At 73.4% G+C, this 19066-nt stretch carries 22 protein-coding genes and 1 pseudogene; 7 read left to right on the forward strand and 16 right to left on the reverse strand.

The genetic code is table 11. The annotated features are described in order from the left end of the window. Positions 1–282: pseudogene (locus PV364_RS40550) on the forward strand (hypothetical protein); the annotation flags it as partial. A gap of 15 nt (positions 283–297) precedes the next feature. Here PV364_RS40550 and PV364_RS40555 read toward each other — a convergent pair. From PV364_RS40555 to PV364_RS40580, 6 genes are all read right to left on the reverse strand, one after another. Continuing rightward, positions 298–1131, reverse strand: coding sequence for an endo alpha-1,4 polygalactosaminidase (locus PV364_RS40555; RefSeq protein WP_319665965.1), 834 nt, complete (start codon positions 1129–1131; stop codon positions 298–300). Between the two features lie 68 nt (positions 1132–1199). Further along, entirely contained in the window at positions 1200–1469 is a 270-nt protein-coding gene (locus PV364_RS40560; RefSeq protein WP_319665966.1) for a hypothetical protein, read from the reverse strand. Positions 1470–1902: 433 nt separating this feature from the next. Beyond that, positions 1903–2202, reverse strand: coding sequence for a hypothetical protein (locus PV364_RS40565; RefSeq protein ID WP_319665967.1), 300 nt, complete (start codon positions 2200–2202; stop codon positions 1903–1905). Positions 2203–2610: 408 nt separating this feature from the next. Further along, positions 2611–2778 carry an MFS transporter small subunit gene (locus PV364_RS40570; protein ID WP_319665968.1) on the reverse strand — a complete coding sequence of 56 codons (168 nt, stop codon included), beginning with the start codon at positions 2776–2778 and terminating at the stop codon, positions 2611–2613. Then, the gene (locus tag PV364_RS40575; RefSeq protein WP_319665969.1) at positions 2775–4178 is read right to left on the reverse strand and encodes an OFA family MFS transporter; all 1404 of its coding nucleotides are present in this window, start codon (positions 4176–4178) and stop codon (positions 2775–2777) included. Before PV364_RS40575 ends, PV364_RS40570 begins: the two co-directional genes overlap by 4 nt. A gap of 45 nt (positions 4179–4223) precedes the next feature. Further along, positions 4224–5129 (reverse strand): helix-turn-helix transcriptional regulator, encoded by a 906-nt coding sequence (locus PV364_RS40580; protein WP_319665970.1) that lies wholly within the window; start codon positions 5127–5129, stop codon positions 4224–4226. A gap of 269 nt (positions 5130–5398) precedes the next feature. Between PV364_RS40580 and PV364_RS40585 the strand changes: the two genes are divergently transcribed. Then, positions 5399–6670, forward strand: coding sequence for a cytochrome P450 (locus tag PV364_RS40585; RefSeq protein WP_319665971.1), 1272 nt, complete (start codon positions 5399–5401; stop codon positions 6668–6670). Next, on the forward strand, positions 6663–7031 hold the full coding sequence (locus tag PV364_RS40590) for an antibiotic biosynthesis monooxygenase family protein (protein ID WP_319665972.1): 369 nt from the start codon (positions 6663–6665) through the stop codon (positions 7029–7031). Before PV364_RS40585 ends, PV364_RS40590 begins: the two co-directional genes overlap by 8 nt. Positions 7032–7124: 93 nt before the next feature. On the opposite strand, the gene PV364_RS40595 is transcribed toward PV364_RS40590, so the two are convergent. Next, positions 7125–8015, reverse strand: coding sequence for a chitosanase (locus tag PV364_RS40595; protein ID WP_319665973.1), 891 nt, complete (start codon positions 8013–8015; stop codon positions 7125–7127). Between the two features lie 247 nt (positions 8016–8262). Here PV364_RS40595 and PV364_RS40600 point away from each other — a divergent pair, with 247 nt between their 5' ends. Then, entirely contained in the window at positions 8263–10452 is a 2190-nt protein-coding gene (locus PV364_RS40600; protein WP_401974413.1) for a SpoIIE family protein phosphatase, read from the forward strand. Positions 10453–10545: 93 nt separating this feature from the next. Here PV364_RS40600 and ykgO read toward each other — a convergent pair whose 3' ends face one another. Then, positions 10546–10668 carry a type B 50S ribosomal protein L36 gene (gene ykgO, locus PV364_RS40605; protein ID WP_319665974.1) on the reverse strand — a complete coding sequence of 41 codons (123 nt, stop codon included), beginning with the start codon at positions 10666–10668 and terminating at the stop codon, positions 10546–10548. Between the two features lie 142 nt (positions 10669–10810). Here ykgO and PV364_RS40610 point away from each other — a divergent pair, with 142 nt between their 5' ends. After that, a complete protein-coding gene (locus PV364_RS40610) occupies positions 10811–11296 on the forward strand; it encodes a DUF1003 domain-containing protein (RefSeq protein WP_319665975.1) in 486 nt (161 codons plus the stop codon). Here PV364_RS40610 and PV364_RS40615 read toward each other — a convergent pair. Both PV364_RS40615 and PV364_RS40620 read right to left on the reverse strand, forming a co-directional pair. Further along, the gene (locus tag PV364_RS40615; RefSeq protein ID WP_319665976.1) at positions 11279–11653 is read right to left on the reverse strand and encodes a hypothetical protein; all 375 of its coding nucleotides are present in this window, start codon (positions 11651–11653) and stop codon (positions 11279–11281) included. The genes PV364_RS40610 and PV364_RS40615 overlap by 18 nt on opposite strands. A 37-nt stretch (positions 11654–11690) precedes the next feature. After that, on the reverse strand, positions 11691–11876 hold the full coding sequence (locus PV364_RS40620; RefSeq protein ID WP_319665977.1) for a hypothetical protein: 186 nt from the start codon (positions 11874–11876) through the stop codon (positions 11691–11693). Positions 11877–12085: 209 nt separating this feature from the next. Between PV364_RS40620 and PV364_RS40625 the strand changes: the two genes are divergently transcribed. Next, entirely contained in the window at positions 12086–13852 is a 1767-nt protein-coding gene (locus tag PV364_RS40625; protein ID WP_319665978.1) for an ABC transporter ATP-binding protein, read from the forward strand. Positions 13853–13909: 57 nt separating this feature from the next. Here PV364_RS40625 and PV364_RS40630 read toward each other — a convergent pair whose 3' ends face one another. After that, on the reverse strand, positions 13910–14170 hold the full coding sequence (locus PV364_RS40630; protein ID WP_319665979.1) for a hypothetical protein: 261 nt from the start codon (positions 14168–14170) through the stop codon (positions 13910–13912). A 489-nt stretch (positions 14171–14659) separates the two neighbouring features. Between PV364_RS40630 and PV364_RS40635 the strand changes: the two genes are divergently transcribed. After that, entirely contained in the window at positions 14660–14821 is a 162-nt protein-coding gene (locus PV364_RS40635; protein ID WP_319665980.1) for a hypothetical protein, read from the forward strand. A 2-nt stretch (positions 14822–14823) separates the two neighbouring features. On the opposite strand, the gene PV364_RS40640 is transcribed toward PV364_RS40635, so the two are convergent. The 5 genes from PV364_RS40640 to PV364_RS40660 form a co-directional block, all read right to left on the reverse strand. Beyond that, complete coding sequence (locus PV364_RS40640) at positions 14824–15294, reverse strand: DUF5990 family protein (protein WP_319665981.1); 471 nt, start codon at positions 15292–15294, stop codon at positions 14824–14826. Positions 15295–15344: 50 nt separating this feature from the next. Next, complete coding sequence (locus PV364_RS40645; RefSeq protein ID WP_319665982.1) at positions 15345–16307, reverse strand: carbohydrate kinase; 963 nt, start codon at positions 16305–16307, stop codon at positions 15345–15347. Further along, on the reverse strand, positions 16304–17293 hold the full coding sequence (locus PV364_RS40650) for a zinc-dependent alcohol dehydrogenase family protein (RefSeq protein WP_319665983.1): 990 nt from the start codon (positions 17291–17293) through the stop codon (positions 16304–16306). The genes PV364_RS40645 and PV364_RS40650 overlap by 4 nt, the downstream gene beginning before the upstream one ends. After that, positions 17290–18141, reverse strand: a complete 852-nt coding sequence (locus PV364_RS40655) for a carbohydrate ABC transporter permease (protein ID WP_319665984.1) — start codon at positions 18139–18141, stop codon at positions 17290–17292. Before PV364_RS40655 ends, PV364_RS40650 begins: the two co-directional genes overlap by 4 nt. After that, the coding region (locus PV364_RS40660; RefSeq protein WP_319665985.1) for a sugar ABC transporter permease at positions 18138–19066 on the reverse strand (929 nt) is incomplete at its 5' end. The genes PV364_RS40655 and PV364_RS40660, both read right to left, overlap by 4 nt.

Genomic DNA, 19066 nt, shown 5'->3' on the forward strand with positions numbered 1-19066 from the left:
CCCGCCGCCGTTCCGGCGGCGCCGGCGGCCCCCGCGCCCGCGGCCCCCGCGCCGCGGTCGGAGCAGAGCCCGGAGCGCCAGCCGGAACCCGCCCTGCCCCGTACGGCGCTCAAGACCCTGGAGCAGCTGCGTGCCGCGGGCGGTGACGGCACGACCATCGACGACCTGAGCGCCAGCGTCGGGTACCAGCCGGCCACCATCGTGCGCCACATCGACACCCTGGTCGCCGCGGAACTCGTGCACCAGCGCGAGGGCCGCTGGTACGCGGTGTCCGGGGGGTGAGGTGGCCGCCGCCGCTCAGCAGGTGCGGAAGACGTGCCCGCGCTCCCCGGCGGGCATGACGTCCCGGTCCCGCAGCACCACCGAGAGACGGCCGCCCCAGCGGCGGCACGTCCGGCCGAAGTCGGCCGCGGTGTAGGCGACGACCAGGACGCGGTCCGCGTAGGCGGCGGCGTAGTCGCCGCACTCGTCGAACTCCCCGCACTCCTCGGCCACGGCGAAGTCGAAGCCGATGGCCGTGTGCCGGGGGAGCAGCTCGGCGGTGTTCTTCTGCGCGACGGCCAGTCCCGCCGCGTGCGCCCGTGTCACCAGGAGCCGGGCGTACGCGGCGTTCTGAGCGGCGGTCAGCAGACCTCGGGAGCGCTCGAAGGAGTCGAGGTTGTCCGGTTCGACGGCCTGGAAACCGCGCTCGGCGCAGTCGTCGATCCAGCGGCCGACGACCGCGGCCAGCGCGGTGCGCCGGGCGGCCGTCGAGACGTCGAGCAGGACCTCGTGCCAGTCCTCGTCGACGACCGGGGCACCGTGCCGGTCGCGCAGGAGCAGGTCGGGGTGGTGCCGCCGCCACCACGGCGCCGCGTCGGGCTGGGCCTGGAAGGCGTTGACGTAGCAGACGGAGTAGACCCCCGGGGCGGGCCGGTCGGTGCGGTCGCGGGAGACCACGCGGACGCCCTTCGCGGGCGGGTAGCCGCCGCCGATCTGGTAGTCGAAACGCGCGCCGGCCGCCGGCGGGGTCACCGGGGCGCCCCGGGAGGGGCGTGGGACGGTGCCGCATCCGGCGGCCGCGGCGGCCAGCGCCAGCGCGGTCAGGAGGGCCGCCGCCCTGCGCGGTGGCGGAACGGCGGAGGCGGGCACGCGGGCTCCTGGGGGACCGGGGACGGGACGTCCATTCTCGTGCCCCCGCAACGGCGGTCGGGCACCGGTCAGAGGATGCCCCCGCCGCCGCTCCAGTGCGGGCCGGTCATCCAGAGCAGGGCGACGAGGGTGTCGATCGCTCCCAGGACCACGGCGATCAGCGGCAGCAGCGGCTTGGCGCCCCGCCAGGTGCGGCCCATGGCGAGCCAGCCGCAGACCACGGCGGCCGGGCCGAGCAGGATGCCGAGGACGAAGAAGCCGGCGACGGCGCATATCAGACCGATGATGCCGAGCGTGTCGCGGTCGGTGCCGGTGCTCGTCCGGGGGCTGTGGGGCATGGTTCGCTTCCTCCGTGTCCGGCGCTCGACGGCGCGAGCGCGCGCGGTGCTACGGAATCCGGTTACCCCGCTCGGCGGCCGCTTAGTGCCCGTCAGGTCACCGGCCCGGAGGTGGTGGTGAAGCCGCCGAGGCGAGGCCGACCGGCCGGGACGCGCACCCGGGTTCCGCGGAGCGCAGCCGGGGTCTGCGGCCGGACCGCGCCTCGGCCCCGGCCGTCCCATCGCGTCGGCCGGCCACCGCCGGGAGGCGCCCTCAAGTGCGGTGCGGCGCACGGCGGAAAGTGGTCCTCTGGATCGGCGCGGTCGAGCTGCCCGGACGGTTCGGCAATTCCCCGGGCCGCGGGGTTGGAGGAGCCGCGGGCCGGAGGAGCGCCGCGGGGCGTGCGGGCGGCTGACGACAGGGCCAGGGCCCTTCGCCGCGTCGCCCGCGGGATCACGGTCCGTCCGCGGGCGTGGGCCGGCCCGGCCACAGCGTCAGGGCGGAACCGGCGGCGAAGGCCGGCATCGTGAACACCCCACGCGGCCAGAAGATGTGGCTGCCCTTGAAGGGCCGGCACGCGGCGAGCAGGACGGCCGTCCCGGGCACGGCCCGCAGTCCGTCCCGGACGCCTCCGCGCGGCAGCAGCGCCGCCCCCGTCGCGAGCACGGCCCCGGCGAGCGTCCGGACACCCGCCCGGCCGAGGGCGGCAGCGGTGGCGAACAGGCGCTTCGGCAGGGCCTCCTGGCCGGGCACGCTCCGCTCCCGCGCGGTTCCCCCGCGATGCCGGCGACCGCGTCCGGGCCGGTGGACGGGACCGCGTAGCCGTTCGCCCCCACCGGGGCCGGCGAGGCGGCCGGGCCCGCGGCGCCACGCCGATGGTGCCCCTGCAGCGGCAGGACCGGGCCGGGCGGCAGGAGGGGGAACAACGGCGGCAGCCGCACGTGCGGTAGGGCCCAGTCGTGCGCCGTCGCGGCGGTCGGTGTGTACGGGTGCACCAGGAGGCCGGCGGCCGCGAGGGCCGGCGGTACGGCCGTGACCAGCGCGGTCCCGGCGGTGCGGGAGGCGGGCATGCCCGCGAGCGGACGAGTGCGCCCGCGGGCCCGCCCGGCCCCCGGCGGAAGGGGTGGGGATTCCGCACCGACCACGGCCGGCCGCTGCGGTTCAGCTGCCGAACAACTGCTTGAGCTTGAGGGCCAGTTCGTACACGCCGTAGGCGAAGGGGGCGCCCACCCACAGCCAGGCGAGCGCCATCAGGGGGCGGCGGTCCGGCGTCCCGCCGGTGATCGGTGCGGTCGCGGCCGGTGCGGGCGGCGTGGACGGTTCGGTCATCGGACGGCTCCTTCCGACTCGGGGCCGGGCGCCTCGACGGCGGATCCGGCGGAGGGGCCGTCGTGGTGACGGGAGTTGACGGGCCGTACCAGTTCGTTGGCGACGAAGCCGACGACCAGCAGTGCCATCATGATGACGAAGGACGTGGTGTAGAGGTCCGGGCCGGTGCGCCCGGCCGACTTCTCGTGGTCGGCGATCGCGTTCACGATCAGCGGCCCGAGCACGCCGGCGGTGGACCACGCGGTCAGCAGCCGCCCGTGGATGGCGCCGACCTGGTAGGTGCCGAACAGGTCCTTCAAGTACGCCGGGATGGTGGCGAATCCGCCGCCGTAGAAGGACAGGATGACGGCGGCGGCCAGGATGAACAGCGGCTTCGAGGAGTCGCCCACGAGCGCGATCAGCAGATAGAGCAGGGCGCCCACGCCGAGGTACACGCGGTAGATGTTCTTGCGGCCGACCAGGTCGGAGGTGGCCGACCAGGTGATCCGGCCGAGCATGTTGCCGAGCGACAGGACGCCGACGAAGCCCGCGGCGGCCGTGGCCGCGACCGGCGTCGAGGTGTCCGCGAAGAAGTCGGTGATCATCGGCGCGGCCTTCTCGAGGATGCCGATGCCCGCCGTCACGTTCATGCAGAGCACGACCCACAGGCACCAGAACTGCGGGGTGCGCAGCGCCGTGCGGGCCGACACCTGGGCGGTCGTGACCAGGGGGCGCACCGCGTCCGCGGCGGGCGTCCACCCGGCCGGCCTCCAGTCCTCGGCCGGTACCCGCACCAGCAGCACGCCGAAGGTCATGAAGACCGCGTAGACCAGGCCCATCACCAGGAAGGTCTGGGCGATCCCCGAGGTGTCGGCGCCGAAGGACGACAGCATCTGGGTCGACCAGGGCGAGGCGATGAGGGCGCCGCCGCCGAAGCCCATGATGGCGATGCCGGTGGCCAGCCCGGGGCGGTCGGGGAACCACTTGATGAGGGTGGAGACCGGGGATATGTAGCCGATGCCGAGTCCGATCCCGCCCACGAAGCCGTACCCGAGCACGATCAGCCAGTACTGGCCGGTCGCGGCGCCGAGCGCGGAGATGAGGAAGCCGGAGGAGAAGCAGAGCGCGGACACGCACATGGCCCAGCGCGGGCCGTTGCGCTCCACGAGGGTGCCGCCGAAGGCCGCGGAGAGCCCCAGCATGACGATCGCCAACTGGAAGGGCAGTGCCGACTGGGTGCCGCTGAGGTGGAGGGAGCCCTCCAGCGGCGGCTTGAACACGCTCCAGGCGTAGGCCTGACCGATCGCGAGGTGGATCGAGAGTGCCGCGGGCGGTACGAGCCACCGGCTCCAGCCGGGCGGTGCGACGGTGCGGGCGCGGCTGAGCACGGCGGGGACGGACGTTAATGCTGATGGGGCCATGACATTCCTTCCTGGCGACACGTGGCCCCGTGGACCGTACAACTTTCATCCATCCCTGGGTAGGGCCTTTTCCGAAGTGCCCTGCGCCGATGCGGAGGTGACGGAGGAGTCGGAGGAGTCCGGTGTGGCGTCGGACGGGACGAGATGGCGCAGCAATTGGAGGCTCTGCTCCGCCGCGCTGCCGGGCGCGGCGTGGTAGACGACCAGCAACTGCCCGTCGGCGCCGGTGACCGCCAGCTTCTCGTAGTCGAGTTCCAGCGGTCCCACCTGCGGATGCAGGAGCCGGCTGGTGCCACTGGTGCGCGGCTTCACGTCGTGCCGGGCCCACAGGCGGCGGAACTCCTCACTGCGCACCGACAGTTCGCCCACCAGCTCGGTCAGCCGGGCGTCGTTCGTCTCCGGACCGGCGAGCGCCCGGAGGGAGGCGACGGTCCCGGCGATCGTGCGTTCCCACTCGCCCTGCTGGTACATCGCCCGTACCGCCGGGTCGAGGAAGGCGGAACGCAGCAGGTTGGCGCCCTTGACGTAGTGCGGCGACAGGGCGGTGGCGAGCGGATTGGCCACCAGGACGTCCAGGTGGCGGCCCTGCACGAACGCGGGCGTGGACATCGCCAGCACCAGCCGGCGGGTGCCCTCGGCGACGCGTTCCGGCCGCCGCACCGGGGCGCGGCGGCGCCGGGGCCGCGCGAGCCCGTGCAGATAGCCCGTGGCGTCGGCGTCGAGCATCAGCACGCGCGCCAGCGCGTCCAGGACCTGCGGCGAGGGGTGCTGGTCGCGGCCCTGCTCCAGTCGCAGGTAGTACTCCGAGGAGATTCCGGCCAGCAGCGCGACCTCCTCGCGCCGCAGCCCCGGCACCCGCCGCCGCCCGGTCGGCGGCAGGCCCGCGTCCTGCGGGCTCACCAGGCCGCGGCGGGCGCGCAGGTAGGCGCCGAGGTCGTTCGAACCGCTCATGCGTTCCACCCTAGGCGGTCACACGTGGCGCAACCTGGCCCTGCCACTACCCGTCTCGGGCCCGGGCCGGTGTTCGTTCGCTCGCGCGTTTCATCCATTTGCCCCCTTCCGGATTTGGACCGCGGGGAGTCTTCCTACGATGTCCGAAGACGGCTTTTCCGGTGAATCGTCCACTGATCTCCGGTGTGCCCCACAGGATGCGCGGATGTGACCGTGCCGCACGCTCCCCGCTGCAGTGACCGACGGCAGCCCGAATGTCAGGACGAGCCATGACACACGCATCCACCCCCGGCGACGCGGCCGCCGCCGTCGCGGAGGGGAGAGCGGAGTTCCGGGTGGACCCGCACCCGGTCTACGCGGCGCTGCGGCAGGCGGCACCGGTGTGCCCGATGCGCCCCCCGCACGGTGTGGAGACGTACCTGATCACGCGGTACGACGACGCCCGCGCGGCGCTGGCGGACCCACGGCTGAGCAAGGACATGTACGGCGCGATGGACGCCTACCAGCGCATCTTCGGGGACTCCTCCGTCGCGCTCGACGACAACATGCTCTTCTCGGACCCTCCCAAGCACACCCGGCTGCGCCGGATCGTCAACAGCGCCTTCACCCCGCGCCGCGTGGAGGCACTGCGCCCCCGCATCCAGCGCGTGGCCGACGAACTGCTGGACCGGTGCCCGACGCGAGAGCCCGTCGACCTGCTGCCGCGGTTCGCCTTCCCGCTGCCGCTCAATGTGATCTGCGAACTCCTCGGGGTACCGGAGTCCGAGCGCGAGCAGGCCCGGCACTGGTCGGCGACCGTCGCGCAGACCGGCTTCGGCCCCGAGGCCCGGCGGGCGCTGGAGGCGGCCGAGGGGGCGCTGCGCGACTACCTGGTGGAGCTTGTCGCACGCAAGCGCGCGCACCCCGGCGACGACATGATGAGCGCGCTGGTCAGGGCCCAGGACGAGGGCGGGGCCATGACCGACCACGAACTGATCTCCACGGCCTGGGTGCTGCTCTTCGCCGGGCACAAGACGACGGCCTACCTGATCGGCAACGCCGTCCACCACCTGCTGGCCCACCCGGACCAGGCGGCCGCGGTCACGCGCGACCCGGAGCTCTGGCCGCGTGCCGTCGAGGAAGTGCTGCGCTTCGAGGGCTCGGTGGAGAACGCCACGTTCCGCTACGCCGCGGAGGACGTGCAGATCCGCGACACGCTCATCCCCAAGGGGGCGCTGGTGCAGATCGCCATCGCCTCGGCGAACCGTGACCCCGCGGCCTTCGAGGACCCCGACCGCTTCGCCGTCACGCGCGGGGACGCCGGCTCCCACGTGGCGTTCGGGCACGGCCCGCATTACTGCGTCGGGGCACCGCTGGCCCGGCTGGAGACGCGGATCGCCCTGGCCACGCTGTTCGGCCGCTTCCCGCACGTGGCGCCCGGCACGCCGCCCGGGCGGGCGCGCTGGCTCACGGTCCCCTTCCCCGCGTTCCGCGGCCTCGCGGAACTCCCCGTGACGCTCGACCCCCCACCGCTCCCGAACGACAGGAACCGACGTGATTGAGCTCGCCGACGTCGACGAGACGTCCCCGTATCCCAAGCAGCTGCTGGAGGAGACCGGCCCGGTGGTCCTGGTCAACACCATCGTGGCGCCGGACGGCAAGGTGGCGGAGGTGCTGGCCGCCTGGACGCAGGACTCCGTGTACTTCAAGCGCCAGCCCGGCTTCATCTCCGCCCAGATGCACAAGGGCGTCGGAAGCAGCCGGGCACTGATGAACATCGCCGTCTGGGAGTCCGCCGGGCACCTGCACGCGGCGCTCACCAGCCCCGAGTTCGCCGGCGCCGCCGAGCGCTACCCGGACGGCACGGTGGCCCACCCGCACCTGTACGAGCGGCTCGCGGTCCAGGGCGTCTGCGTCGGCTGACCGGCGAGTCCGCCGGCGCCGCCACGGGCGCCGGCGCGGACCGGGCCGGCCTCCTCGCACGGGGGGCCGGCCCGGTCCTGTGGTGCGGTCGGGTCACTGGTTGATGGTGTAGCTGTCCCCGTAGACCTTCCACTTCAGCGGAGGGGTGAGGTCGAAGTTGCCGTTGTTGAGGAAGACCCGCTGCTCGGTGTCGACCCGGGAGGTGTCGCTGTGCGCCTCCTCGGTCTTCATGGCCGCCTTGCGGGCGTCGAGGAAGGCGTTGATGTACGCCTTCTCGTCGCCGCCCTGTGCCGGGCTCTTGGCCTTGGACAGGGCCGTCTTGCGGATGCCGCCGAAGCTGACCTTGTCGTCGCCGGGGCCGTGCATGACTATCGCGTCGTAGTACGCGAACTGGCCGAGGGCGCGCAGCCCGTCGGCCTTGGCCTGCTGGACCGAGGGGTTGAAGTACACCCGGTCGCGCTCGTCGTTCTGGGCCTGCTGGAAGGCGGTGTCGGCGGCGGCCGTGCGCCAGGCGCTCACGAAGCCGGAGCCGAGGCCGCTGTGCGAGTCGGTGCCGTTGACGGCGCGCAGCGCCGGGAGGTAGCGGGCGAGGACGTTGTCCGGCTTGCGGTCGGTGTAGAGCTCGACGAGGTCGAGCATGTCACCGGTGCCGGAGCAGAAGCCGATGATGCCCGCGGTGTAGCCGCGGCCGTCGCCGATGTCCTCGATGTACTTGTACTGGGCCTTCCAGTCCAGCGAGGAGTTCTCGGCGCTGGACACCAGCTGCATCGCGATGTCCTTCTCGTGCGGGTCGTCGAGGCCGGTCGCCGTGGCCCTGGCCGCCGTGGCGGCGTGGGCGGTCGCGGCGGCGGCCGGGGCGGGAGCGGCGGACGCGAGCGAGCCGACGCCCACGGCGAGCACGCCGGCCGAGAGGACGGCGGTCGCGCCGAGCGCCACGCGCTTGCCGCTGAGGGTGCGTGCATGACGGTGTGGGGGGAGCTGCACGGGGGTCTCCGGGGGGTCAGAAGTTAGGAAACCTTCCTAACAGCGCCACATTGAAGCATCGCTCCGTTCGAACGCCAAGAGGATGGAACAAAAACGCGGTACTCCATCTGTGCGACACCGCAAGGGAGTTGGCACCGCGCCGGAGCGGCCGCAGGGCCGGGGACGCCGGGGTCCGCGCAGGTGGGACCGCCTCCCGCATGCGCGGAGCGCCGCCCGGATGCAGGCTGGACCGAAAGAGCCGGAGGAGGTGGTCCCCGTGCCCGACGGGACGCCTCCCGGCCTGCCGTACCCGGCCGACGGGGGGACGGCCGGGGGCGCGCTGCTCTCCCTCGCCCTGGCCTCGATGATGGACGACGTCCACGCCCACGCCGGCGCCGTCTACCTGCTCGCACCCGACGAACCGGTCCTGGAGATGGCCGTCACCGCGGGACTGCCGCGTGCCTTCGCCGCACCGTGGGAGCGCATCGGGCTCGCCTCGCGGCTGCCCGTGGCCGACGCGCTGCGCGAACGCCGCCTGGTCTGGATCGGCAGCGAGAACGAGATGGCGCGCGTCTACCCGCGGATCGCGCTGGTGCTGCCCTACCCGTACACCATGGCGGCCATGCCGGTCGCCACCGACGAGACACCCTACGGCGGGATCTTCGTCATCCTGGCCGCCGCGCATCCGCCGGAGCTCGGTGACCTCGAACGCGACCTGCTGTCCTCCGCCTGCCGGCGGCTGGCCCTGCGCCTGGAGCGCGAGGCCGGGGCCGGCCGCCCGGTGCGCCGCGAGCCCGGCACCCTGGACGCCGGCGAGGCCGCACCGCGGACCGCCGCGACGCCCCTCGTACAGGCCGAGCACATGGTCGGCCGGCTTCCGGAGGGGCTCTGCGCGCTCGACCTGCACGGCCGTGTCACCTTCGCCAACGCCGCCGCGGCCAGGCTCCTCGGGGCCCCCGTCAAGGCGCTGATCGGCGCCCAGCTGTGGACCGCGATGCCCTGGCTCAACGACCCGGCGTACGAGGACCGCTTCCGCGGGGCGCTGATCAGCCAGCGGCCCATGTCGTTCGTGGCGCTGCGCCCGCCGAACGACTGGCTCGGCTTCTCCCTCCACCCCGGCACCGACGGCGTGACCGCGCGGATCACGCCCGCCCCGACCACCTCGTCCGGCGGCCCCGGCGACCCCGGCGGCGAGGGGGGCCAGGAAGACCCCGGCGACCCCGGGGCGGGCGGCCCGGGACGGCTGGTGACCATCTCCCACCTGCTGAACCTGGCCGTCGCCATGACCGAGGCGGCCGGGGTGCAGGACGTCGTGGACCTGCTGGCCGGCGAGATCGTGCCCGCCATCGGCGGCCGCACGGTCGCCCTGCTGGCCTCGGAGGGCGGACGGATGCGCGTGCTGGGGCACCGCGGCTACCCGGACCCGCGGATGCTCGACCACTTCGAGGGGCTGCCGCTGACCGCGCCCACCGCGAGCGTGCAGGTGCTGGTGCGCGGGGCGCCGTCCTTCGTGGAGTCCCCGGAACGTCTCACGCAGCTCTACCCCGACCGGCCGGCCGTCAGCGACGGCATGGCCTCATGGGCGTTCCTGCCGCTGATCGCCTCGGGGCGGGCGGTGGGTACCTGCGTGCTGGGCTACCCCGAGCCGCACGCCTTCTCCGCCGACGAGCGCGCCGTACTGACCGCCCTCGGGGGCCTGATCGCGCAGGCGGCGGAGCGCGCGCGGCTGTACGACATCAAGCACCGCCTCGCGCACGGACTGCAGGCGGCCCTGCTGCCGCACACCCTCCCGTCGCCGCGCGGCCTGGAGGTCGCCGCCCGCTACCTGCCGGGCACCGAGGGCATGGACATCGGAGGCGACTTCTACGACATGGCCGGCGCCGGTGACCGGGTGGCCGCGGTCGTGGGCGACGTCGAGGGCCACAACGTCAGGGCGGCCGGCCTGATGGGCCAGGTGCGCACCGCGGTGCGCGCGTACAGCGCGGCCGGGCAGTCGCCCGGGCAGGTCATGGAGTCCACCAACCGGCTGCTGGTCGACCTGGACGCCGGGCTGTTCGCCAGCTGCGTCCACCTGCACCTGGACCTGCCGCGGCAGTGCGCCCTCGTCGCCCGCGCCGGGCATCCGCACCCGCTGCTGCGCGAACCGGACGGAGGTGTCAGGGTGCTCGATGTCGCCGGTGGCCCGCTGCTGGGAGTGGAGAGGGACGCGTGCTACCCCTCCACCGAGGTCCCCTTCCCGCCGGGCTCGGTGATCGCCCTGTACACCGACGGCCTGGTCGAGACACCGGGCACGGACATGGACGACGCGCTCGCCGACCTCGCCGAGCACCTCGCGCTCACCGGGCACCTGCCCCTGGAGGACGTGGCCGACGGCCTGCTCGCGCATACCGCCGGACGGCGCGGGGGCACCGACGACGTCGTCCTGCTCCTGCTGCGCGCGCGAACCCCCGTGACGTGACCCGCGGCGGCCTGCCCCGAACCGGCCCGGACGCGCGGACGGGCGCCGCGCCGCCCTGCGGCGGCCCACGGCGCCCGTTCCCGGAGCGGCGGCTCAGCCCTGGCGGGCCTTGAACCGCGGGTCCCTCTTGTTGATCACGAACACACGCCCGCGGCGGCGGACGATCTGCGAACCCGGCGCCTTCTTCAGGGAGCGCAGTGAAGCACGTACCTTCACGGTGACTCCTTCCGTTCGTCGTGGTGGCGGCGGATCCACCGGATCCACCCGATCCGGCCATGTCAACGCACCGGGGGGCGCGCTTCTTCCCGGTTCCTCACCCGGTGACCTCCCGGCGACCGGCGCCGGGCAGGATGTGACCATGACGTCCCACCGCGACGGCGCACCGCCGCATGTGATCACCGCCCTGCCGCACGAGCAGGACCTCTTCGCCCGCGGTCGCGGTCTCCAGGACCGCGTGGCCGACGTGATCACCCGTTTCGCCGGGTCGATGGGCTTCGTCTACGTCCACGTGGTCTGGTTCACGGGCTGGATCCTGGCCAACGAGGGACTCCTCGGCCGGGCCGCGGTCTTCGACCCGTTCCCCTTCGGGCTGCTGACGATGGTCGTCAGCCTGGAGGCGATCTTCCTGTCGACGTTCGTCATGGTGAGCCAGAACCGGCAGGCGGCGCGCGACACCATCCGGGCGGACCTGGACTTCGAGACCAATGTGCGCTCGGAGGTCTGGTCGACGCACATAGGACGGGCGCTCGGGCTGGACCCCGTCGAGATCGAGCGGGACGCGCAGCGGCTCATCGCCGAGAGCCGGGCCAAGATGGCGGACCAGGCGTCAAAGCCCCCTGCCTGAGGGGCTGTCGTCCCCTTCGTTCGTGGTGTCGGCGTCGGAGTCGGCGGTGCCGTCGTGGTCCGCGTCCCGTCCCTCGTCGCCCATCGGGCCCGGACTGCTGAAGTCGGGGCTGGAGAAGCCGGGCGACTCGAAGCCCGGGGACTCGAAGCCCGGGGACTCGAACGCGGGCGACGTGTGCCCGGGGCCGTCCGCGTCCGGCAGTTCGGGCTCCGGGACCTCGTACTCCGGGACCGGCGGCGCCGGCGGCACACGGCCGCCGTCCTCCCCGCCGGTGGACGTGGAGAAGCCGGGGCTGGAGAAGCCCGGCCGGTGCGGGCCGTGCTCCTCCGGCGCGGACTCCTCGGGGCGCTCGGTCATCGCTGCCTCCCCTCCGGTCCTTCGCGGTCCCGCGGTCTCAGCGCCGCCGGCCGCGGTAGCCGGACCAGCGGGCACTGGTGCCCAGTCCGCCGAGGTGCGCGGCGACCAGCGCCAGCCCGACCAGGAGCAGGCTGGTCGGCGTGAACACCGCGTCGGTGTGCGTGCCGGTGGCGTTGATGATGAAGGCGATCACGAAGACGACCGTCGCGATGATGGCCAACATGGCTGACTCCCCAGGGGTTTGCGGGCGCCACGTCGCGCCCTGTCCTCCACCGGCTTCCCCCGAAGCACGTCTCCAGTCGACCGGGACCGGACAGCCGCCGCTCCGCACCGTGACCGTGGCAGCGCGCGCACCCTAAGATCCCGCCTTGACCCGACGATGAGCCAGCGCCGTCTCATCCCCTCGCACCCACGTGCTCCCGGAGTCCCCGCATGGCCTCGCCGCACGGCCCGCTCGACCACCGCTACCGCGGTGAGCACCCGATCCGCACCCTCGCCTACCTCTTCCGCCACGACCGCGGGCGATTGACCGTGGCGGTGCTGGCCTTCATGGTCAAGCACACGCCCATCTGGCTGACCCCGCTGGTCACGGCCCAGGTCATCGACGTCATCGTGCAGCACCGACCGCTGTCCGGCATGATGCTCGGCACCGCGGTCCTGCTGCTGATGCTCCTGCTCAACTACCCCTTCCACCTGCTCTACGTGCGCTGCTGGTACGGCAGCGCGCGGCGCACCGGCATGCGGCTGCGCTCGGCGCTGTGCCAGCGGATGCAGCAGCTGTCCATCGGCTACCACTCCCGGGTCAACTCCGCGGTCCTGCAGACCAAGGTGATCCGGGACGTCGAGGCGATCGAGCAGGCCGTGCAGCAGACCGGCGACATGGGCCTGTCGGCCCTCGCCACCCTCAGCGGGGCGCTCGTGGTCATCGCCGTGCAGACCCCGTCCTTCCTGCCGGTCTTCCTGGTCGTGGTGCCCGCGACCTCCGCCCTGGTGATGTGGCTGCGCGGCCGGCTGCGCGAGTCCAACGAGTCGTTCCGCCAGGAGGTCGAGCAACTGTCGTCCCGGGTCACGGAGATGACGACACTGATCCCCATCACCCGCGCGCACGGGCTGGAGTCCACGGCGCTGCGCCGCGTCGACGGCACGCTCAGCCAGGTGCTCACGGCCGGACTGCGCCTGGACCGGCTCAACGGCCGCTTCGGCTCGCTCGCCTGGATCATCCTCAACGTCCTGGGCACCTGCTGCCTGCTCGGCTCCGCCCTGGCCGCGTACTACGGCTGGCTCGGGGTGACCCCCGGCGACGTCGTCATGCTCACCACGTACTTCTCGTCGCTCACGGCCGCCGTGACCACCCTGCTCAGCCTCACCCCGGTGGTCAGCAAGGGCCTGGAGTCGGTGCGTTCGGCCGGCGAGGTGCTGCAGGCGCCCGACCTGGAGCAGAACGCGGGCAAGACCGCGGTGGACGCGGTCCGCGGCCGGATCGACTTCCAGGGCGTCGGGCACGTCTACGAGGACGCTGGACGGCACTCCGTGCGGGACTTCACGCTCTCCGTCCGGCCGGGGGAGACCATCGCGCTGGTGGGCGCCTCGGGCGCGGGCAAGTCGACCGTGCTCAACCTGGTGATCGGCTTCCTGCGGCCCACCGAGGGCCGCATCCTGCTCGACGGGGCCGACATGGAGAGCCTGGACCTGCGCAGCTACCGCCGCTTCGTGTCCGTCGTCCCCCAGGAGTCGATCCTCTTCGAGGGCACCATCCGCGACAACGTCGCCTACGGCATGCCGGGCGTGGCCGAGGAGACCGTACGGGAGGCGCTGCGCGCCGCCAACGCCATGGAGTTCGTGGAACGCCTGCCGGCCGGCCTCGACACGGTCGTCGGCGAGCGCGGCGCCCGCCTCTCGGGCGGGCAGAAGCAACGGCTGGCGATCGCCCGCGCCCTGATCCGCGACCCGCGCGTCCTCGTGCTCGACGAGGCGACCTCGGCCCTCGACTCGCGCTCCGAGGCGCTGGTGCAGCAGGCCCTGGAGCGGCTGGTGCGCAACCGGACGGTCTTCGTCGTCGCGCACCGGCTGTCCACGATCAGGAACGCCGACCGGATCGTCGTCATGGAGGACGGCCGGATCACCGAGACCGGGACGCACGACCAGCTGCTGCGCTCCGGCGGCTCGTACGCGGCGTTGCGCAGCGCCCAGACGGCCTGAGGCGGCGGCGGGCACCCATGGGTGCCCGCCGCCGCCTCAAGGGCCCGCCGCCGGGGGTCAGCGGCGGTGGTGCTGGGCGAACGGGTGGTGACGGTGGTTGTCGCGGTGGTGCCGCTTGCCGTACCACTTCGGCAGGTGGCGCTTGTGGTGATGACGGGCGTGGTGCCCGTGGCGCCCGTGGTCGTCGTGCGAGGCGTGCGAAGCGTGGCCGGCGTGGGTGCCGACCAGCTCCGGGGTGGCGGCGCCGGCACCGGCGGCACCACCCAGGACGACGACGACGGCCACACCGACCGCGGTCGCGAAACGGGGAAGACGCATGGGGACCTCCTGTCTCAGCGGGTGCCCGGGGGTACCCGCGGGGTTGGACAGGGCAAGCGTCGGCCCCCACCGCCCGGCGGCGATGGCGGCACGCCCGTGATGACACTCAATTTGCTGGAATAAGGGCATTTGCGGAACCGTGGGCGGTCGGCCGTCAGTGGACCTCCGCACGGCCCGCTACCCGGGAGTGTCTGTGCAGGTGGGAGGGCGCGTGGGGGCGCGGCGGCCGTGTCGCGGCCGGGTGCCCGCCGCGTCGGCCGGCGGTTTCCGTCCATCGGGACGGGGCAGGCGCGGACACGGCGGGCGGTGCCCTCCGGCCGGGTTCCCGCGTCCGGGGCCGGCCCTGTTCCGCCGTGCACCTGAGCGCATCGTGACACCCGGGCGGCAGCCCTTCATGCGGCGTGCCCGGACGGGGGCCGAGGTCGTTCGTGTATGTACTATTCAAATGGGTATGTCGACATTTGAGAGGAATCGAGGAGGCACCGGACCGTGGACAACAGGAACGGCCACCCCATCAGTACCCGAATACCGCGTGACCAGCAGATACGGACCTGCAGGCCGGCCGTCGTGAAGACGGCCAAGCACGCCGACAAGCCGGAGCGGGAGCAGGACAACAGCACGGACTGGAACATCGTCCGGGGCGAGGACTGACGTCAGCCCGCTGAGCCCGCCCTCCCCGCCGACCAGGCGATCCGCGGTGGCCGCACGGCAGCGCACAGAGGGTGCCCTTCGCCGTCGGTGAGGGCGACCCTGCCCACGAGCAGCCCGGACCGGACCGACTCCTCCAGCACGTCCCGGTCGACGGCGCCCAGCATGAGCTTGGCCCGGCGGAACATCGTGAAGCCACCGGCGCCGTCCAGGGCGCCCCACGACACATGGACGAACCGGCCGCCGGGGCCGCCCTGCACATACGGCCCCCTGACGTCGACGCCCTCAGGGGTGACCGCGGCGACGCACTCCAGCGTCCAGGTGACCGCCGCGGCGTCCGCCGGCTGGAGGTCCAGCAACTCCGCGGGGCGGTTCCGGCGCTGGACCGCGACATGGACGTCCGTGTACACGGAGTCCTCCGGGCCGCACGCCTGGGTGCGCCCGGGCAGTTCGTGGCCCTCGATCCGGATCCGCACCGCCGTGTCACCCTCCCGCCGGCCGGTGCCCCGACGGGCCACCGGCCCGGTCATCCTACGGCCGCGGCCCGCGACACCTCCGCCGGCGACGGCGGGTCGGCGCCGCGGCGTGCGCACGTCAGCGCCGCCACCCGCGCGGCGAGCCGGAGCGCGGCCGCCACGTCGGGGAACGCGGAGCCGCCGCGGGTGGCCGCGCACAGCCGCAGCCGGCCCGCGCGGTCGCCGAGCAGCCGTGCGGAGAGCAGCCCCGCCAGCAACCCCGCCATGAAGGCGTCACCGGCGCCGATGGTGTCGACCACCGGGACCCGGTGCCCGGGCACACGGTGCCGGCCGTCCGGCGGCCAGAACGCCTCGGCGCCGCCCGCGCCGCGGGTCATCACGACCAGGCGGGGGCCCCGGCCCGCCCAGTCCGCAGCGACGTCCGCCGGGGCCCGGCCGGGACAGAGCCAGGCCAGGTCCTCCTCGCTCGCCTTCACGACGTCGCACAGGGCCACCAACCGCTCCACACGCGGCCGTTCGGCCTCCGGCGGCCCCAGCAGCGCGGGCCGCAGGTTCGGGTCGTACGACACGGTGTGACCCGCCGCACGGGCCGCCTCGGCGAGCGCCAGGACCCGGGACGCGCCCGGCTCCAGGGCGGTCGCGACGGAACCGGTGTGGAGGTGGCCGGGGACGGCGGGCAGCCGGAGCGGCGCCGGGTCCCAGGCGATGTCGAAGCGGTAGGCGGCGCTGCCGTGGCCGTCCAGGAGGGCACGGGCCGTGGAGGTGGGACCGTCCCCCACCGACCCCGGGGCCAGCACGACCCCGGAGCCGGTCAGGTGCTGCCGCAGCAGCTCGCCGTACGCGTCCCGGCCGAACCGCGTCGCCAGTTCCACGCGGTGGCCGAGGCGGGCCAGGCCCAGGGCGGTATTGGCGGGGCTGCCGCCGGGGTGGGCGTGCTCGCCGTCGGCGCCCACCACCACGTCCGCCAGGGCCTCGCCGACGACGAGCGTGGCGGGCGCGGCCGGCGGAGTCACGGCAGCACCAGGATCTTGCGGCCGATGCCCGCCGTGAAGCGCTCGATGGCGTGCGCGTAGTCGCCCAGCGGGAAGCGGTCGCTGATGAACACCCCGGGATCCAGGACCCCGGCCGCGAACAGCTCGGCGGCCCGCTCGTAGCTGTGCAGCACGGCCATCGAGCCGGTGATGGTGAGCTCCTGGTTGTAGATCCGGTACGGCTCGACGACGGCGCGGGCCGCGTAGTCCGCGACCCCGAACTGCAGGAAGGTGCCGCCCCTGCCGACCCGTCCCAGGCCGTCCTGGATGGCGGCGGCGTTGCCCGTGGCGTCGATCACCACGTCCCAGCCGCGCGGGCGGGTGATGTCGTCCGCGGACGCCGCCGTGTTGTCGCACCCCAGCAACCGCGCCGTGGCGAGCCGTTCGGGGTTGACGTCCACGACGTCGACGCTCGCGGCGCCGGTGCGCTTGGCCAGCTCCAGCATCATCAGGCCCATCGTGCCGGAGCCGTAGATCAGCACATGGGACGCGAGCCTGCCGCGCAGTACGTCGTAGCCGCGCACCGCGCACGACAGGGGCTCGATCAGCGCCGCGTCGGCGGTCGACACGTGCTCGGGCAGGACCACGCAGTTGGCGACCGGCGCGACCGCGAACTCCGCCGCGCCGCCGGGCTCGGTGACGCCGATCGCGGCCCACCGTTCGCACAGGTTGCCCCGGCCCCGGCGGCAGTAGTGGCACTCGCCGCAGTGCAGCGAGGGATCGACCGCCACCCGCGCGCCGATCCCCAGTTCCGTGACGGCGGACCCGACCGCGACCACCTCGCCGGCGAACTCGTGTCCCGGCACGATCGGCAGCGTGGGGGCGAACTCGCCCTGCAGGATGTGCAGATCGGTACCGCACAGCCCGCAAGCCGACACGGCGACGACCACCTCCCGCGGCCCGGGCGCCGGGTCCTCGACGGTCGCGAGCTCGATCTTTCCGGGCTCGGCGATGACCACTGCCTTCACTTGACGGCTCCCAGGGACAGGCCCTGGACCAGACGGTCCTGGGCGGCGAATCCGGCGACGAGGACGGGCAGGGACACCACGACGGCCGCGGCGCAGACCTTGGCGAGGAAGAGTCCCTGACTGGTGACGAACGAGGTGAGGAAGACCGGCGCGGTCACCGATCGCACGCCGGTCAGCACCCGTGCGAAGAGCATTTCGTTCCAGCTGAAGATGAAGCAGATCAGCGAGGTGGCGGCGATGCCCGGAGCGGAGAGCGGGAGGACGACGCGGCGGAAGACGGTCGGCAGCCCGGCCCCGTCGATGGACGCGGCCTCCAGGATCGCCACCGGGATCTCGGACAGGAAGGACCGCATCATCCAGACCGCGATCGGCAGGTTCATCGAGGTGTAGAGCAGGACCATCAGCCAGATGTTGTCCAGCAGACCCAGGTTCTGCGCGACGAGGTAGACGGGCAGCAGACCGGCCACCGCGGGCAGCATCTTGGTCGACAGGAAGAAGAACAGAACGTCGGACCACTTCCGCACGGGCCGGATCGACAGCGCGTACGCGGCGGGCACGGCCAGCGCCAGCACCAGCAGGGTGGAGACGAGGCTCGCGGTCAGCGAGTTGATCAGCGCCGGCCACGGGCTGGCGCCGGTGGAGGCCCCGAAGAACTCGCGGTAGCCGTCCAGGGTGAGCCCGGCCCCCAGGGAGGGCGGGTTCGTCGCCGCGTCCGTCTCGTGGTGCAGCGAGGTCAGCACCATCCAGACGATCGGCAGGACGAAGAGCAGCCCGGCCGCCCAGGCGACCAGCCCCCACAGGGAGCCGGAACGCCGCCTGGGGGCAGGGGGAGCGACGACGGCGCTCATGAGGACTCCTCCTTCAGCAGCGTCGACACCAGACGCAGGGCGAGGGTGGCGACGACGATGGTCCCGGCGACCACGACCACACCGGCGGCCGACGCCCTGCCGTAGTCGTGCGCCTTGTAGAAGGACTCGTAGATCGTGTACGGCAGGTTGGCGGTGCCGAGGCCGCCCGAGGTGAGGGTGAAGACCGCGTCGAAGTTCTGCACGACGTAGATCGACCCGAGCAGAGCGGCCAGTTCGAGGTAGCGGCGCAGATGAGGCAGCGTCAGGTGGCGGAAGACCTGCCAGGCGTTCGCGCCGTCCACCCGGGCCGCCTCCACCGCCTCCGTGGAACGGCTCTGCAGCCCGGCGAGCAGGATCAGCATCATGAACGGGGTCCACTGCCACACCAGTGAGGCCGTGATCGCCCCCAGGGGCATGGAGGTGATCCAGTCCGGCTGTGGCGGGGTGTCGCTGCCGAACAGCTTCCACAGCCAGGTCAGCGCGCCGTTGAACAGCCCGTACTCCGGGTTGTAGAGCGCGTGCTTCCACAGCAGCGCGGAGGCCACCGGGACCAGCAGGAAGGGCGCGATCAGCAGGGTGCGCACCAGCCCGCGGCCCCGGAAGCGGCGGTCCAGCAGCAGGGCGAGGAGCAGCCCCAGCACCAGGCTCACCAGGACGACACCGGCCGTCAGCCACACCGTGGTCAGCACGGACGACCGCAGATCGGCGTCGCCGAACACCTCGGCATAGTTGCTCAGTCCGGTGAAGCCCCGGCGGTCGGGGTAGAGCGCGTTCCAGTTCATGAAGGAGATCACCAGCGTTGCCACGAAGGGCAGTTGGGTGACGACCACCATGAACACCAGGGCCGGCAGGAGCGGTGCGCGGCGGGCCCAGGCCGCGGCCCGGTGCGGACCCGGCGGCCGGGCGGCCGCGGGCCGCGCAGGCG

The sequence above is a fragment of the Streptomyces sp. MI02-7b genome (assembly GCF_033793585.1).
Lineage (GTDB): Bacteria > Actinomycetota > Actinomycetes > Streptomycetales > Streptomycetaceae > Actinacidiphila.